At 64.4% G+C, this 15,744-nt stretch carries 14 protein-coding genes; 11 read left to right on the top strand and 3 right to left on the bottom strand.

Annotated features, from left to right (window positions below; all coding sequences use genetic code 11):
* Nucleotides 1-60 precede the first annotated feature (60 nt).
* Together ABIB90_RS17445 and ABIB90_RS17440 are read right to left on the bottom strand one after the other, a co-directional pair.
* Nucleotides 61-1,248, bottom strand: coding sequence for a DUF2865 domain-containing protein (locus tag ABIB90_RS17445; RefSeq protein WP_035992901.1), 1,188 nt, complete (start codon nucleotides 1,246-1,248; stop codon nucleotides 61-63).
* A gap of 130 nt (nucleotides 1,249-1,378) precedes the next feature.
* The gene (locus ABIB90_RS17440) at nucleotides 1,379-1,684 is read right to left on the bottom strand and encodes a hypothetical protein (RefSeq protein WP_354161184.1); all 306 of its coding nucleotides are present in this window, start codon (nucleotides 1,682-1,684) and stop codon (nucleotides 1,379-1,381) included.
* Nucleotides 1,685-1,977: 293 nt separating this feature from the next.
* On the opposite strand from ABIB90_RS17440, the gene cysS reads away from it, so the two are divergent.
* The 4 genes from cysS (at nucleotide 1,978) to ABIB90_RS17420 (ending at nucleotide 6,095) form a co-directional block, all read left to right on the top strand.
* Complete coding sequence (gene cysS / locus ABIB90_RS17435; protein WP_354161187.1) at nucleotides 1,978-3,360, top strand: cysteine--tRNA ligase; 1,383 nt, start codon at nucleotides 1,978-1,980, stop codon at nucleotides 3,358-3,360.
* A 115-nt stretch (nucleotides 3,361-3,475) separates the two neighbouring features.
* Nucleotides 3,476-3,985 carry a GNAT family N-acetyltransferase gene (locus ABIB90_RS17430; RefSeq protein ID WP_354161190.1) on the top strand — a complete coding sequence of 170 codons (510 nt, stop codon included), beginning with the start codon at nucleotides 3,476-3,478 and terminating at the stop codon, nucleotides 3,983-3,985.
* The gene (gene cimA / locus ABIB90_RS17425; RefSeq protein WP_007592513.1) at nucleotides 3,982-5,580 is read left to right on the top strand and encodes a citramalate synthase; all 1,599 of its coding nucleotides are present in this window, start codon (nucleotides 3,982-3,984) and stop codon (nucleotides 5,578-5,580) included. Before ABIB90_RS17430 ends, cimA begins: the two co-directional genes overlap by 4 nt.
* A 140-nt stretch (nucleotides 5,581-5,720) precedes the next feature.
* Nucleotides 5,721-6,095, top strand: a complete 375-nt coding sequence (locus tag ABIB90_RS17420) for a VOC family protein (protein ID WP_007592511.1) — start codon at nucleotides 5,721-5,723, stop codon at nucleotides 6,093-6,095.
* On the opposite strand, the gene ABIB90_RS17415 is transcribed toward ABIB90_RS17420, so the two are convergent.
* Nucleotides 6,092-6,697 carry an LOG family protein gene (locus ABIB90_RS17415; RefSeq protein WP_007592508.1) on the bottom strand — a complete coding sequence of 202 codons (606 nt, stop codon included), beginning with the start codon at nucleotides 6,695-6,697 and terminating at the stop codon, nucleotides 6,092-6,094. The genes ABIB90_RS17420 and ABIB90_RS17415 overlap by 4 nt on opposite strands.
* Before the next feature lie 203 nt (nucleotides 6,698-6,900).
* Here ABIB90_RS17415 and ABIB90_RS17410 point away from each other — a divergent pair, with 203 nt between their 5' ends.
* The 7 genes from ABIB90_RS17410 to ABIB90_RS17380 all read left to right on the top strand — a co-directional run bounded on the left by ABIB90_RS17410 (nucleotide 6,901) and on the right by ABIB90_RS17380 (nucleotide 15,614).
* On the top strand, nucleotides 6,901-8,856 hold the full coding sequence (locus ABIB90_RS17410; protein WP_354127855.1) for an ABCB family ABC transporter ATP-binding protein/permease: 1,956 nt from the start codon (nucleotides 6,901-6,903) through the stop codon (nucleotides 8,854-8,856).
* A 77-nt stretch (nucleotides 8,857-8,933) separates the two neighbouring features.
* Entirely contained in the window at nucleotides 8,934-9,638 is a 705-nt protein-coding gene (locus tag ABIB90_RS17405) for a phosphatidylserine decarboxylase (protein WP_256375820.1), read from the top strand.
* An 86-nt stretch (nucleotides 9,639-9,724) separates the two neighbouring features.
* Nucleotides 9,725-10,606 carry a CDP-alcohol phosphatidyltransferase family protein gene (locus ABIB90_RS17400; RefSeq protein ID WP_007592503.1) on the top strand — a complete coding sequence of 294 codons (882 nt, stop codon included), beginning with the start codon at nucleotides 9,725-9,727 and terminating at the stop codon, nucleotides 10,604-10,606.
* A 131-nt stretch (nucleotides 10,607-10,737) separates the two neighbouring features.
* Entirely contained in the window at nucleotides 10,738-11,457 is a 720-nt protein-coding gene (locus ABIB90_RS17395; protein ID WP_007592501.1) for an RraA family protein, read from the top strand.
* A 357-nt stretch (nucleotides 11,458-11,814) separates the two neighbouring features.
* The gene (locus ABIB90_RS17390; protein WP_007592499.1) at nucleotides 11,815-12,588 is read left to right on the top strand and encodes a motility protein A; all 774 of its coding nucleotides are present in this window, start codon (nucleotides 11,815-11,817) and stop codon (nucleotides 12,586-12,588) included.
* A 23-nt stretch (nucleotides 12,589-12,611) separates the two neighbouring features.
* Nucleotides 12,612-13,442 carry an OmpA/MotB family protein gene (locus ABIB90_RS17385; protein ID WP_007592497.1) on the top strand — a complete coding sequence of 277 codons (831 nt, stop codon included), beginning with the start codon at nucleotides 12,612-12,614 and terminating at the stop codon, nucleotides 13,440-13,442.
* 273 nt (nucleotides 13,443-13,715) lie between these two features.
* Nucleotides 13,716-15,614, top strand: coding sequence for a potassium transporter Kup (locus ABIB90_RS17380; protein ID WP_354161198.1), 1,899 nt, complete (start codon nucleotides 13,716-13,718; stop codon nucleotides 15,612-15,614).
* Nucleotides 15,615-15,744 lie beyond the last annotated feature (130 nt).

Below are 15,744 nucleotides of genomic sequence, written 5' to 3'. Positions count from 1 at the left end.
TGCCGCCGCGGAGTACTGGATGCCCGCCTTCGCGGGCATGACAGTTGAATTTGTGGCCGCCTACTTCTGCTGTTGCGGCAGGAAGCTTGGCCCGACCGAACGGATCGGCTTGTTCTCGGACGAGGTCGTAGCGGTGCCGGTTTCCGCCGGCGGCGTTGCTGCCGGCGCGCCAGCCGTCGTCGTCGCCGGCGCTGCGCCCTTCTTGGCATTCGCGGGCGTGCCCTTGTTGAGCTGCCGCTGCTGCATCTTCTTGGCGCTCTCCTCGGTGACGATGATGTCACCCTGCTGCTCGGCCGACGCCTTGTCGTCGGCGGATTTGAGCGCGTCCGCCCAGGTCTGGCCCGCGGCCTTGCAGGAGCAGGACGGGTTGAACTCGCTGCGGAATTTGAACGCGGTCGGCAGCGCCGTGTAGGGCTGGCCGCTGGTGGAGACCGCGGAGTTCATGTCCTCGCCGGGATTGCGATGGGTGTAGAGCACGGCTTCGGCGGCCGGGCACAGCGCCTTGCAGGTCTTCTCGTCGTCGGGGAAGCGCGCCGGCACGGTCGCAAACGAGACCGGGAAATACGCGCCGTCGCAGGTGCGCACGCACACGGTGCGATAGGTGCCTGATTGCGGGCCGAGATCGGACGGCGGCACACTTTGCGGATTGTTGGGGTTGTTGCCGCCGAACAGATTGCTCAGGAAGTTGCCGCCGCCTTGCGACTGCGCGGCGTTGGCATATTGCGGGCCGCAATTGTTCTGCGCCAGTGCTGCCAGCACCGAGCGGCGCTGGTTGTCGCGCTCGGGGCTGAAGCCGCCGGCGCCGCCGCGCAGGCGTTCGAGATTGCCGGTGATCTGGTCCAGATTGGCGCGCATCTGCTGGATCTGGGTGTTGACCGGACCGCATTGCGCGGACTGGCCGCTGAACAGCGAGAAGAAGCCGGAGGAATCGCAACCCATGCGCTTGGCCTGCATGGTGACGCGGTCGAGCTCGGCCTGCTGCTTGCTCTGCGATTCCTGATAGCGGCGGATCTGGTCTTCGCGCGCGGGATCACCGCCGTTGCCACGATCGAGACCGGCGAGCTGGCCTTCCAAGCGCGCGCACATCGGGTTGGGTCCGAGCCCGTTCTGGCCGGGCTGAGGCGGCGGTCCCGGCGGGCCGGCCTGTGCGGAGGCACCATTGGCGAGCACGACCGTGCTCAAGAGCACGGCGCAGGCAAGGATCGAGCGAGCACGGGAGAGAGACAAAAATTCAGGCATATCCGCCATTCTAGCGAGGTCACGGCCACGCGTGATGTGGGGGGCCGAAGCGCGCCCTCCCATAGCCGCTTCCTGCGGCATCGTCACGTCGTTTCAGAGGCCAGCGATTGGGCCTAAGGTACGCCAGTTCCGAGCGAATTCAGCGCTGGCAGGTGATTGCGACATATTCATCGCAATGGCCATGGGAGCAGTTTGCGCCGGATTTGGGGACAGAGCCGGTAATTTCGTCGGGATCGACCCGGCGATAGGCCGAAGCCTGGGCAAAATCGCGTGACTGGCAGTAGGTGCTGGCGACCTGCGCGCCGCATTTGTCGCTCTTGGCCAGGCACTGATCGACGCCGTAGCCGTCCGCCTGGTTGGGGATGATGAAGACGCGGGTCTCGGCGAGAGCGCTGGAAACGACAAGCATGGAGGCGCAAGAAATGAGCGCGAGCAATGATCGCATGAAAACACCGGAGGGCAAAAAATAGGAACTGCCAGTTCCAGAATGGGCTCAAATGGTTAAGGATATGAACCATCTATGCGCGGCGGCTGCGCATTGCGGAGATAAAGCGGCATTTTCGCGGCTCTCTTGACGCGGGGCCGCCTCATAGCCCATATGTTCCGTCATGAACGGTCTCCTCGTCATTTGCGCCATTTGCCGCGAGATTACGAGCTAGCGATTCGCTGGCTGGAGCCGTCTTTTCTCAAAACCATTGAGAGCACTGGACGCCCGGCCAACAGCCGACGGGTATCCTTATGGAATTGCGCCTTTACGATACGCTGAGCCGGGAAAAGCGCACCTTCGTGCCGCTCGATGCCAAGGACGTCCGCATGTATGTCTGCGGACCGACCGTCTATGACTTCGCCCATATCGGCAACGCCCGGCCGGTGATCGTGTTCGACGTGCTGTTCCGGCTGCTGCGCCATCTCTACGGTGAGGCGCACGTCAAATATGTCCGCAACATCACCGACGTGGACGACAAGATCAACGACCGCGCGGCGCGGGATTTCCCTGGCCTGCCGCTGAACGAGGCGATCCGGAAAGTCACGGAGCAGACCGGCAAACAGTTTCACGCCGACGTTGACGCGCTCGGCGCGCTGCGGCCGAGCGTCGAGCCGCGCGCGACCGAGCACATCGGCGAGATGCGCGAGATCATCGAGCGGCTGGTTGCCGGCGGCTTTGCCTATGTTGCGGAGGATCACGTCCTGTTCTCGCCGCAGGCGATGAACGCGGCGAATGCCGGGCTGCCGCGCTATGGCGCGCTGTCCAACCGTTCGCTGGACGAGATGGTCGCCGGCGCCCGCGTCGATGTCGCGCCTTACAAGAAGGGCAACACCGACTTCGTGCTGTGGAAGCCGTCCAAGCCCGGCGAGCCGTCATGGCCATCACCGGCCGGCGTCGCCGCGCAGGGGCGGCCGGGCTGGCACGTCGAGTGCTCGGCCATGGCCTGGAAGCATCTCGGCGAGCACTTCGACATCCATGGCGGCGGCATCGATCTCGTGTTTCCGCATCACGAGAACGAGGTCGCGCAGACCTGCTGCGCCTTCCACCGCGAGCGCATGGCTAACTACTGGATGCACAACGGCTTCCTGCAGGTCGAGAGTGAGAAGATGTCGAAGTCGCTCGGCAACTTCGTCACGATTCACGAGCTGCTCGCGGAATGGCCGGGCGAAGTGCTGCGCCTGAATATGCTCAAGACGCATTACCGCTCGCCGATCGACTGGACGACGAAGTCGCTGGAGGAGAGCGCCAGGACGCTCGACGACTGGTATCGGGTTGCGGCTGACGTCGTACCCGGCAAGCCCGCCCCGTCGGTGATCGAGCCGCTGCTCGACGACCTCAACACGCCGCTGGCCATCGCGGCGCTGCATGGCCTGCGCGGCAGCGACGTTGGTGCCCTCGCGGGTTCGTTGCGGCTGCTCGGCTTTCTCTCCGAGAGCGCCGCACAGTGGGAAGGGCGCAAGCAGCAGGCGAGCGGCGTCGATGCCAAGGAAGTCGAGCGGCTGATCTCGGAGCGGACGGCGGCGCGTGCGCGCAAAGACTTTGCGGAATCCGATCGTATCCGCGATCTGCTTGCCGCGATGGGCGTTGCGATCAAGGACTCCAAGGAAGGCACGACGTGGGAGGTCGCACGATGAAGCGGCCCGACACGCCTTTTCCGCGGCACTGGTTCTATTACATCGCGCTGAAAATCCTGCTGCTCGGCGCCGCCGTGGCGCTGGCACTGAAACTCTATGGGATGTGGTAAAGACGATGGCACAAGCACTCCCAAAGCCCGGCTTGCGGCCCTTCCTGCCGGAGGACGTGCCGGTTCTCGCCGCGATCTTCACCGCCAGCATCGAAGAGCTGACCGGCGACGACTATAGCGAAGCGCAGCAGCAAGCATGGATGGCGGCGGCGGAGGACGAAGAGTTCGGCAAGGGGCTCGCCTCCGACCTGACGCTGATCGCAACGCTGGAGGGATCACCGGTGGGCTTTGCCTCGCTGCGCGGCAAGGATCATATTCGCATGCTCTATGTGCATCCGGCGGTGGCCGGGCAGGGCCTGGCGACGATGCTCGTCGATGCGCTGGAAAAGCTTGCGGGCGGCCGCGGCGCCGACAAGCTGACGGTCGACGCCAGCGACAACGCCCAGGGCTTTTTCGCCAAGCGCGGCTATGTCGCCATGCAGCGCAACAGCATCACCGTCAACGACGAGTGGCTGGCCAACACCACCATGCAGAAGACGCTGGGCAGTGGACCCGCGACGGGAGCGCTGCAATGAGCAAGGAGCGTCTCTATCTGTTCGACACCACGCTGCGCGACGGTGCGCAGACCAATGGCGTCGATTTCACGCTGACCGACAAGCAAATCATTGCCCAGATGCTCGATGAACTCGGCATTGACTATGTCGAGGGCGGCTATCCCGGCGCCAATCCGACCGACACCGAGTTCTTCGGCACCAAGCCGAAGTTTTCGCATGCGCGCTTCACTGCGTTCGGCATGACACGTCGGGCGGGGCGCTCGGTCTCCAACGATCCCGGCGTGGCCGGGCTGCTTGAGGCAAAAGCCGACGTGATCTGCTTCGTGGCGAAGTCGTCGGCCTATCAGGTGCGCGTTGCGCTGGAGACGACGAAGGAGGAGAACCTCGCGTCGATCCGCGACAGCGTTGCGGCGGCGAAGGCCGCCGGCCGCGAGGTGATGCTCGACTGCGAGCATTTCTTCGACGGTTACAAGGAGGATTCCGGTTTCGCGCTCGCCTGCGCGAAAGCTGCCTATGACGCCGGCGCGCGCTGGGTGGTGCTGTGCGACACCAACGGCGGCACCATGCCCAACGAGATCGAAGCGATCGTTGCCGAGGTGACGAAGCACATCCCCGGCGATCATCTCGGTATCCACGCCCATAACGACACCGAGCAGGCGGTGGCGAATTCGCTCGCTGCGGTGCGCGCCGGCGCGCGGCAGATCCAGGGCACGCTGAACGGCCTCGGCGAGCGCTGCGGCAACGCCAATCTGTGCTCGCTGATCCCGACCTTGAAGCTGAAGGCCGAGTTTGCCGACGCCTTCGAGATCGGCGTCACGGCGGAGAAGCTCGCAACTCTGGTCAAGGTGTCGCGCACGCTTGACGACATGCTCAACCGCGTGCCGAACCGGCATGCAGCCTATGTCGGCGAGAGCGCGTTCGTCACCAAGACCGGCATCCATGCCTCCGCCGTGCTGAAGGATCCGCAGACCTACGAACACGTCCTGCCGGAACTGGTCGGCAATCACCGCAAGGTGCTGGTGTCCGACCAGGCCGGACGCTCCAATGTCATCGCCGAGCTCGACCGCGCCGGCATCGCCTACGAGAAGAGCGATCCGAAACTATCGCGGCTGGTCGAGGAGTTGAAGGAGCGGGAGGCGCAAGGCTACGCCTATGAATCCGCCAACGCCTCGTTCGAGCTGCTGGCGCGGCGCACGCTCGGCAAGGTGCCGCATTATTTCGAGGTCGAGCAGTTCGACGTCAATGTCGAGCAGCGTTACAATTCGCATGGCGAGCGCGTCACCGTGGCGCTGGCGGTGGTCAAGGTCAACGTCGCCGGCGAGCATCTGATCTCGGCGGCCGAAGGCAACGGTCCCGTCAACGCGCTCGACGTCGCGCTGCGCAAGGATCTCGGCAAGTACCAGAAATATATCGAAGGCCTGACGCTGATCGACTATCGCGTGCGTATCCTCAACGGCGGCACCGGCGCGGTCACGCGCGTCCTGATCGAGAGCGAGGACGAGAACGGCGACAGCTGGACCACGGTCGGCGTGTCCCCCAACATTATCGACGCCTCGTTCCAGGCGCTGATGGATTCGGTGATCTACAAGCTGGTGAAGTCGGGCGCGCCGGCGTAGGACCCACAATGGCTGTCATACCCCGCGAAAGCGGGGTATCCAGTACACCGTGGCTTCTCCGTAGCTCTCTGGTGTCTCGGAATACTGGATCGCTCGGTCAAGCCGGGCAATGACAGCTGGGGGTGAGGAGGGACCAAGGCATGATCGACCACATCTCCGTCGGCGTCAGCGATCTCGAACGTTCGGCGACATTTTACGAAGCAACGCTCGGGGCCCTCGGACTCACGCGCATCGTCACGCGGCCGCGGACGATCGGCTTTGGCAAGGCCTATCCCGAATTCTGGATCAATCTGCGCGAGGGCATGCCGCACGTGCCGCCGGAGAGCGGCGTGCATATCTGCCTGCGGGCCAAGACGACCGCCGAGGTCGATGCATTTCACGCCGCGGCGCTGTCCGCCGGCGTGTCCGACGGCTCGCCGGGTATCCGCCCGCACGATCGCGTGCGTTATTACGCAGCCTTCGTCCTCGACCCCGATGGTAACCGGATCGAGGCGGTGACGTTTCCTGCGGACTAGAGCTTGCGCGCCATTTCCGGGGCGATCTGCTTTTCCGCATCTTCGATCTGCGCTGCCGCCGATTTCAGCTTCGGCAAAATCTCTTCGATCCGATCGGCCTTGAGGATGTCGACCGAAAGCCCGGCGCGGATGAATTCCGTCTGGCGCATGTGCGACAGCAGCGAGAACAGCGGCTCCCAGAAATTATCGATGTTGGCCAGCAGCACCGGCTTGGCGTGACGTCCGAGCTGCTTCCAGGTCAATTGCTCGACCAGTTCCTCCAGCGTGCCGACGCCGCCCGGCAGCGCCACGAAGGCGTCGGAGCGTTCGAACATCAGCCGCTTGCGCTCGTGCATATCGGGGGTGACGATCATCTCCTGCACGCGCGTCAGCGCGTTTTCGCGCATCCGCAGGAAATCGGGGATGATGCCGGTGACAGTGCCGCCGTGATCGAGCACGGAGGTCGCGACCGAGCCCATCAGGCCGAGCGAGCCGCCGCCGTAGACGAGGCGGATGTTGTTCTCGGCGAGCGCCTTGCCGAACGCCTTGGCGCCTTCGGTGAAACGGGGATTGGTTCCTGGGCCGGAGCCGCAATAGACACAGACGGTTTTGATCGTGCTCATTGGTGCCATGATGCATTGCAGCGGAGAGGCGTCAAGCCCAATCGGTGATTCGGGACTTCCGGAAATCTACCGGTAAACGACGGCGAACAATCGAAGATTCGCCATCTGGCGGGGTGCATGGGCATCGGTAAGGCTCTATATGACAATCGAAAATCCTTAATAGCAACGCAGCCCGCATCCCACGGGCTTTTTCAGGCTTCTTGATGGACCAAGCTCAATTGCCCGCCGGCCCCAACGTTCCTGATCCCGCCGGGGGGCCGCTGGAGCGGGCCACGCTGATGGGCACGCTGGCGCATCTGTGGCCCTATATCTGGCCGGGCGACCGCTTCGACCTGAAGATGCGCGTGGTCTGGTCGATGGTGCTGCTGCTCGCCGCCAAGCTGATCACGCTGACGGTTCCTTTCAGCTTCAAATGGGCGACCGACGCGCTGACCGGCGCCAACACCGCGCCGGTTCAGGCCGACAATTGGCACCTCTGGGTGATCGCCTCGCCGCTGCTGCTGACCGCCAGCTATGGCGTGATGCGCATCGTGATGGCGGTGCTCACGCAATGGCGCGACGGTATTTTCGCGCGCGTTGCCATGCATGCGGTGCGCAAGCTCGCCACCATCACCTTTATCCACATGCACGAGCTGTCGCTGCGCTTCCACCTGGAGCGCAAGACCGGCGGCTTGACGCGCGTGCTCGAGCGCGGCCGCGAGGGCATCGAGGTCATCGTGCGCATGGTGATCCTGCAGCTGATCCCGACCATCGTCGAAGTCTCGCTGCTGATGGCCGTGCTGCTGTGGCAGTTCGATTGGCGCTACGTGCTCGCGACCCTCGTCACTGTCGCGGTCTACATGTACTACACCTACATCGCGACCGAGTGGCGGATCGGCATCCGCCGCAAGATGAACGATGCCGACACCGAGGCGAACACCAAGGCGATCGACTCGCTGCTCAACTACGAGACCGTCAAATATTTCAGCGCCGAGACCCGTGAGGCGCAGCGCTACGACCGATCGGTCGCGCGTTACGAGGAGTCGAGCGTCCAGGCTTACACTTCGCTTGCCGTGCTCAACACCGGACAAGCCGTGATCTTCACGCTGGGGCTGACCGCGACCATGCTGATGTGCGCGATCGGCGTGCGCAACGGCACCAACACGGTCGGCGATTTCGTGCTGGTCAACGCCATGATGATCCAGCTCTACCAGCCCTTGAATTTCATGGGCATGGTCTATCGCGAGATCAAGCAGGCGATCATCGACATCGAGAAGATGTTCAACGTGCTTGGACGCGAGGCCGAGATCAAGGACGCGCCGGGCGCGAAGCCGCTGGTGGTCTCCGCGGGCAATGTGCGTTTCGAGGACGTGCGCTTTGCCTATGAGCCGTCCCGTCCGATCCTCAAGGGCATCAGCTTCGAGGTGCCGGCCGGCAAGACGGTCGCGATCGTCGGCCCGTCAGGTGCGGGCAAGTCGACCATCTCGCGGCTTTTGTTTCGCCTCTATGACATTTCCGGCGGCAAGATCCTGATCGACGGCCAGGACATTCGCGAAGTCACGCAGGCGAGCTTGCGCGCGTCCATCGGCATGGTGCCGCAGGACACCGTGCTGTTCAACGACACCATCCGCTACAACATCCGCTACGGCCGTTGGGACGCCAGCGATGCCGAGGTCGAGCAGGCAGCGCAGCTGGCGCAGATCGATCACTTCATCCGCATGGCGCCGAAAGGCTACGAGACCCAGGTCGGCGAGCGCGGCCTGAAACTGTCAGGTGGTGAAAAACAACGGGTCGCGATCGCGCGCACCGTGTTGAAGGCGCCGCCGATCCTGGTGCTGGACGAGGCGACCTCCGCACTGGACACCCACACCGAGCACGAGATCCAGGGCGCACTCGAGCGCGTGGCCAAGAACCGCACCTCGCTGGTGATCGCCCATCGGCTCTCGACCATCGTCGGCGCCGACGAGATCATCGTGCTGGACCAGGGCCGCATCGCCGAGCGCGGCACCCACGCGAAACTGCTCGCGGAGGAGGGGCTTTACGCCAGCATGTGGAACAGGCAGCGCGAGGCCGAGGCGGCGCGCGAGAAACTGGCCAGGATGGCCGACCCTGACGAGGCGCCCAACCGGGAGCCACCGCCGGTCGCCGATGTCCTGACGACGCCTGCGGCGGCGGAGTGACCTTGTCTCAGGTCCCAACTCTGGCCTAAACAACACCACCGCGCGGGACGACCTGCGCCATCAACCCTGAGCGGCAGATAGCGATGTCCATTCTCGATTCGATCCAGCGTCAGATCCCGCCGATCCACAAGGAGGGTTATCCCTTCATCGGCGGCTTTGCGCTGGCAAGCCTCGTCCTGTTCTGGCTGTGGTCGCCTTTGGGGTGGATCGGCACCATCCTGACCGTGTGGTGCGCGCTGTTCTTCCGCGACCCCGTGCGTGTGACTCCTGTGCGCGAGGGGCTCGTGGTGTCGCCGGCCGACGGCCGCGTCTCGATGATCACCATGGCGCTGCCGCCGGCCGAGCTCGGGCTCGGCGACCGGCCACTGCCGCGCATCTCGGTGTTCATGAGCGTGTTCAACTGCCATGTGAACCGCAGCCCGATCACGGGCCGGGTGGACCGTATCGCCTACCGTCCCGGCCTGTTCATCAATGCCGAGCTGGACAAGGCGAGCGAGGACAATGAGCGCAACTCGCTGGCGATCACGACGCCGACGGCGCGGATCGGCGTGGTCCAGATCGCAGGGCTCGTCGCCAAGCGCATCGTCTGCTTCGTCAAAGAGGGGCAGGCAATCGGCGCCGGTGAGCGCTTCGGTCTGATCCGCTTCGGCTCGCGGCTCGACGTCTATCTGCCGCTGGGCACCAGGGCGCTGGTCTCGGAAGGCCAGACCGCGATCGCCGGCGAGACGATTCTGGCCGATCTCGCCGGAGACGACCCGAGCCGCGCCTACCGCTCCAATTAACCATTAAGTCGGCCCGAAGGGTCTTCCGCCGCAATGGCGGAGGGGAACGCGGCTTGCTATATCTCGCCCCAAGGTGAGGACGAGCCATGACGCCCTACGACTTCAAAGATCCTGATGTGCGCCGCCGGCGGTTCCGCCCGATCCCGGTGCGCATGCTGGTGCCCAACGTCATCACGCTGCTGGCGATCTGCGCCGGCCTGACCTCGATCCGGCTCTCGATCGAGGGGCGGATGTCGCTCGCGGTCTACGCCATCGTGTTTGCGGCGGCACTCGACGGCATCGACGGCCGCATCGCGCGCATGATCAAGGGGCAGTCCAAGTTCGGCGCCGAGCTCGACAGCCTCGCCGACTTCGTCAATTTCGGCGTGGCGCCCGGCCTGATGCTGTATTTCTGGCAGCTGCACGAACTCGGCAATGCCGGCTGGATCGCCGCCATGGTGTTCGCGATCTCCGGTGGCCTCCGCCTGGCGCGCTTCAATGCCACCATGGACGATCCCAACAAGCCGGCCTTCGCCGCCAATTTCTTCACCGGCGTGCCGGCGCCGGCGGGCGCGATCACGGTGCTGCTGCCGATCTATGTCGCGTTCCTCGATCTCGGCCGGCTGCCTGCGGCGGTGACGGCTGCCTATACGCTGCTGATCGCCTTCCTGATGGTGTCGCGCCTGCCGGTGTTCTCCGGCAAGACCAAGCGCATGCGCGTGCCGCCCGAACTGGTGCTGCCCGCGTTCGTCGCGGTGATCGTCTTCATCGCAATCCTGATCGCCTATCCCTGGCACGTGCTGTCGATCGGCACGGTGCTGTATCTGCTCGCTTTGCCGCTCGGCTACAAATCCTATCGCGACCAGGCGCGCGCGATGGAAGCCACGGCGCCGGCGGGAGGCGAGGTCTCGTCGCCGCCGTCGGCACCGACGCTGGCAAACCTGTCGGAGCCGCCGCGCGACGACGACCGGCCTGACCGGCTGCACTGAGCCACTTAAGCAGCAAGACTTGGATATCTGCCATGAGGTGCCCTGAGTTGGGTTGAGGCCCGATCTCGGCTATATCGCCTGGTGACGGCGGCACCGCGCCAACAGCGGCCGCCAATCTGGGAGAGAACGCCGTGACGAATATCGCGACCGGGCCGCTGCCCGCTTCCGTCCTCGAAGCGCTGGGCCGCTATGACACGCCGACGATCTGCAATGCCATGGAGATCGTGGCGCCCGAGCGCCGGCTGATCGGCTACACCACCAAGCCGCTGGTCTGCCCATTTCCCGATCTGCCGCCGATCGTCGGCTATGCCCGCACGGTCGCGATCCGCTCGGTGCTGAAAAACTCGCTACCGGCGGAAGAGCAGTCCAAGCGCCGCATCGACTATTACGAATATGTCGGTACCGGCCACGGTCCGCGCATCTCGGTGATCCAGGATATCGACGGTCCCGACGTCGGCTACGGCGCGTTCTGGGGCGAGGTGCAGAGCAACGTGCACAAGGCGCTCGGCTGCCTCGGCGTCATCACCGACGGTTCGATCCGCGACATCCCGCAATGGGCGCCGGGCTTCCAGGCACTGGCCGGCTCGATCGGCCCGTCGCATGCATGGGTGCATGCCGAGAGCTTTGGCGGCGAGGTGCGCGTTGCCGGCATGACCGTGAAGTCGGACGATCTGATCCACGCCGATCTGCACGGCGCCATCGTGATCCCGCACGACATCGCAGCAAAGTTGCCCGAGGCAGCCGAGCTCTGCGGCCGCCGCGAGACGCCGATCCTCGAGATCGCCCGCAGCCCCGACTTCTCGCTGGAGAAGCTGAAGGCCGCACTGAAGCGTTCGGCGGAGATCCACTAGCGGCGGGACCGGAACGATCTAAGGCTGCGACGTCGCTCGCTGGCTGCCCTGTTCCGTCAGGAACAAGGCGGCCTGATCCGGCTCGCCAAACACCGCGGCAGCGCAGCCGAGGACTTCGCGCGCGTCCCGCGTTGGGTGACGGTGCGGGGCCGCCGTATGGTTAGCAAAATATTGAAATCCGTGTCGGCAGTCGGCAAAAGCCGGCGCCTTTCAGCACGCTGCGGCCGCCAGGCGCGCCGGCTCAACTTAACCTTTACGCGTCTTTAATCGCGGCTCACTAGGGTTTCCGATGCGGTTCGGGGTTGGGCCGCGCCATCGGCCAGGACGGCCGTTGTTGCGTTCGCGTTGGAGTCTCCCATGGATATCATGACGAGCATCGGGCTCGTGGCGGGCATTGTCGTCATCGCGACGATGATGCTGCTGGGCGGCGATCTCCACATGTTCATTTCCGAGCATGCGATGATCATCATCTTCGGCGGCTCGACGGCTGCGACCATGATCCGCTTTCCGCTCTCGACGCTGATCCACGGCCTGCCGCTCGGCGCCAAGTTTGCCTTCACGATGAGCCGTCTGTCAGCGCATGATCTGGTCGACGAACTCGCCCGCATCGCCGAGATCGCCCGCAAGCAGGGGCCGGTGGGTTTGGAAAAGGTCGAGACCGACGAGCCGTTCCTCGCCAAGGGCATCCGCTACGTCGCCGACGGCTACGACCTCGATTTCATTCGCGACAATCTCGAGCGCGACCGCGACAATTTCCTGATGCATCTGGACGAAGGCAGCAAGATCTACCGCGCCATCGGCGACTGCGCGCCTGCCTTCGGCATGGTCGGCACGCTGATCGGCATGGTGCAGATGTTCGCCAACATGACCGACCCGTCAAAGCTCGGGCCGTTCATGGCGACCGCGCTGCTCGCGACTCTCTACGGCGCGCTGGTCGCCAACCTGTTCTGTATCCCGATCGCGGACAAGCTGCATGGCAAGCTCCTGGACGAAGAGACCAACCGCACGCTGATCATCGACGGCATCCTGATGATCCGCGACTCCAAGAGCCCGACGCTGGTCCGCGAAATGCTGCTGGCCTATCTGCCCGAGAAGCACCGCCACGCCGAAGGCGAGCCGGTGCCGGCCTGAGGCCGCGCGTCGGGATTTGACACATGGCCAAGAAGAAGCGCGGCGATTCACACGGAGGCGGTCACGGCTGGTTCGTGACCTTCGCCGATCTGATGGGCCTGATGATGAGCTTCTTCGTGATGCTCGTCGCGTTCTCGACCCAGGATGCCAACAAGCTGAAGGTCGTCGCAGGCTCCATGCGCGACGCCTTCGGTGTCCAGACCGAAGCGCGCTATTCCGGCATCGTCGAGTCCGACGGGCTGCCGACCCGCCCTCGGCTGAAGAACGTCGATCACATTCAGCCCGAGGACTCCTCCAACACGCCGACGCCGGACCAGGAGGATCGTGACCGCACCTCGGGCGCGAAGATCAAGGTCGACCGGAATTTTGCACTGGCGGCGGCCTCGCTGCGCCAGGCGTTGCAGGACATGCCGGAACTGACCGAGATGTCCAAGCACATCATGTTCGAGGAGACCAAGCAGGGCCTCAACCTCGAGATCGTGGACCAGGACGGCCGCTCGATGTTCGCCGACGGCTCCAAGGTGCCCTATGACCGCACCCGTCGCCTGATCGAGAAGCTTGCTGTTCCGCTCAAGGCGACGCCGCTGCGCGTCTCCATCGCCGGCCATACCGCGGCTGGATTCGTGCCGACCCGCAGCGACTACGGCGCCTTCGACCTGTCGGCCGATCGCGCCAATGCCGTGCGTCAGATTCTCGAACGCGAGGGCTTGCCGGCCGCCCATGTCTTCGCCGTCGCCGGCAAGGCGGACACCCAGCCGCTGTTTCCGGACGATCCCTCGCTCGCGGCCAACCGGCGGGTGACCATCACCCTGATGCGCGAAGATCCGCCGCTGCCGCCGAATCTGAAGCCGTAGGGCGCATTCGAGCGAAGCGGGCCCTGTTTCGCGCGAAGAAAGCGCGACAAAACAAGGATGTAGAGCCAATTCCCGTTCAATCGGGAACGGAAAGGCTTTGGGCTCTTGTGCCACCATCTTACCTGAGGCATGTCGTCGCGTGGGCGACGACCGTTGCTGCGCCGTCACAGCATCCGTCCCGGCGCCTGCTATGGTGATGTGCCGATTGACAGGGGCGCCGGAACCGTCAAAAGGCGCCGGATCAATTCTCGGGCAGAAGCGTTCCAGTTTCATATGACGGCGAGCATCACATCGACCGAAGCTCAGGACGGGCCGGTCACCTCTGGTTTCTGGGGCCTGACGCTCGGGAGCATCGGCGTTGTCTTCGGCGACATCGGCACGTCGCCGCTCTACGCATTCCACGAGGCCGTCAGGGGTGCCGCCCATGGCCAGCCGGTCTCGCGGGTTATGGTGCTCGGCGTGCTCTCGCTGATCCTCTGGGCGCTGCTGATCGTCGTCACCGCCAAATACGTGCTGCTGCTGCTGCGCGCCGACAACAACGGGGAGGGCGGCACGCTTTCCCTCATGGCGCTCGGCCAGCGCGCGCTCGGGCGGCGGAGCTGGTTCCTGATGGCGCTCGGCGTGGTCGGCGCCTCCATGTTCATCGGCGATTCCATGATCACGCCGGCGATCTCGGTGTTGTCGGCGGTCGAGGGTCTGAAGCTCGCCACGCCCGCCTTCGAGCACTATGTGGTTCCCCTGACCGTGCTCATCCTGGCGCTGCTGTTCGCGGTCCAAAGCAAGGGGACGGCGCTGGTGGCCTCGGCCTTCGGGCCGGTGATGGTCGTCTGGTTCACCGTTCTTGCCGTGTTGGGCGTCGTTCACATCGCCGACGATCCGTCGGTGCTGGCAGCGATCAATCCCTATTACGCGCTGCAATTCCTGCTGTCGCACGGCACGATCGGCCTGGTGACATTGGGCGCGGTGTTCCTCGCGGTGACCGGCGGTGAGGCGCTCTACGCAGATCTGGGCCATTTCGGCCGCAAGCCGATCCAGTCAGCCTGGATGTTCTTCGTGCTGCCCTCGCTCCTGATCAACTATTTCGGGCAGGGCGCGCTGGTGCTGTCCGATCCCAGCGCGATCGAGCACTCTTTCTATCGCATGGTCCCCGAGCACTTCGTGCTGCCGCTGGTCGGGCTTGCGACCGCGGCGACGGTGATCGCGAGCCAAGCGGTGATCACAGGGGCCTATTCGCTGGTCTATCAGGCGGTGCAGCTCGGCCTCCTGCCGCGCTTCGAGGTGCGCTTCACCTCGGAAACCCACGCCGGCCAGATCTATCTGCCGCGTGTCAACCGGCTGCTCCTGATCGGTGTGATGCTGCTGGTGCTGTTGTTCCACACCCCCAGCAATCTGGCTTCGGCCTACGGTATTGCGGTCTCCACCACCATGGTTGCCGACGGCATCATGGGCTTCATCGTGATCTGGAAATTGTGGAACTGGCGCGCCGCGACGGCCGCAGCGGTGATCCTGCCCTTCGTCGTGGTCGACATAAGTTTCTTCAGCGCGAATCTTCTGAAGCTGCTTGAAGGCGCCTGGGTGCCGCTGCTGTTCGGCGCGATCATGGCCGGGACAATCTGGACCTGGCGGCGAGGATCCGCGATCCTGATCCAGAAAACGCGCCGCATCGAGGTGCCGCTGGACGATTTGATCCGGAGCCTGGAGAAGCGGCCGCCGCACATCGTCAAGGGCACCGCGGTGTTCCTGACCAGCGATCCCTCCTTCGTGCCGACCGCGCTGTTGCACAATCTCAAGCACAACAAGGTGCTGCACGAGCATAACGTGGTCCTGACCATCGAGACCGCGCATACGCCGCGGGTCGATCTGTCGGAGCGTTTCCGGATGGAGAAGATCAGCGACAAGTTCTTCAAGGTCCGCCTGCGCTTCGGCTACATGGAGCAGCCGAACGTGCCCAAGGCGCTCGCGATCGCGCGCAAGCAGGGCTGGCAGTTCGACATCATGTCGACCTCGTTCTTCGTGTCGCGGCGCTCGCTGAAGGCGTCGGCGCAGTCCGGCATGCCGCTTTGGCAGGACCATTTGTTCATCGCGCTGAGCCGGTCCGCCAACGACGCCACCGACTATTTCCAGATTCCCACGGGCCGGGTGGTTGAAGTCGGAACCCAGGTCACCATCTAAGCGGCGATTGGCAGAGACATGCCAAATTGCATACCTAAGCCCCAAAATCGGGCTAGGCTATGCCGGTAGCGCAGGCCTATAAGCCCCGCGCTCCCCGCCGTTGTGCAGTGAAGCATTTTTAGAGGCCATC

It is taken from the genome of Bradyrhizobium sp. JR4.1 (assembly GCF_040548605.1).
Lineage (GTDB): Bacteria > Pseudomonadota > Alphaproteobacteria > Rhizobiales > Xanthobacteraceae > Bradyrhizobium > Bradyrhizobium canariense.
This window is presented reverse-complemented; position numbering and strand designations above follow the sequence as displayed.